The 510-nt window shown below is 59.6% G+C and carries 1 protein-coding gene; it reads right to left on the bottom strand.

Features of this window, described 5'->3' with window-relative positions; genetic code table 11:
* On the bottom strand, nucleotides 1-510 hold a 510-nt coding region (locus A4A58_RS24090), incomplete at both ends, for an IS256 family transposase (protein ID WP_192855932.1).

The following is a 510-nucleotide window of genomic DNA, read 5'->3' on the forward strand; positions in this document are numbered from 1 at the left end:
GGATGATGGCCTCATCATTGGGAAAGATGCCCACCACTTCTGTGCGTCGCTTAATCTCTCCGTTGAGGCGCTCGATGGGATTGGTGCTGTGAAGCTTGACCCAATGCTGCTTTGGAAAGGTCATGTAGGCCAGCACATCGCTCTCGGCCTCATCCATCAAATTGGCCAGTTTCGGCACCTTCGGCCTGATCTGATCAGCGACGCTGCGCCACTGTGTGCAGGCGGCCTCAGGCGTTCCCGGAGCAAAGGCTGTGGCGATGAAAGCGGAGACGAGGCGTCTGCCGCTCTTTCCGGCATGCGCCAAAGCATTCCTCATGAAGTGGACCCGACAACGCTGCCAGGTCGCATTCAGCACCTTGCTAACGGCCGTCTTGATGCTCTCATGGGCGTCGGAGACGACGAGCTTCACACCCCTCAATCCCCGGCGCGTCAGCTTGCGCAGGAACTCTGTCCAGATCGGCTCGGCCTCGGATGTGCCGATCTCCAACCCAAGTACCTCCCGGCGTCCAT

This window comes from Tardiphaga robiniae, assembly GCF_001618955.1.
Taxonomy (GTDB): Bacteria; Pseudomonadota; Alphaproteobacteria; order Rhizobiales; family Xanthobacteraceae; genus Tardiphaga; species Tardiphaga robiniae_A.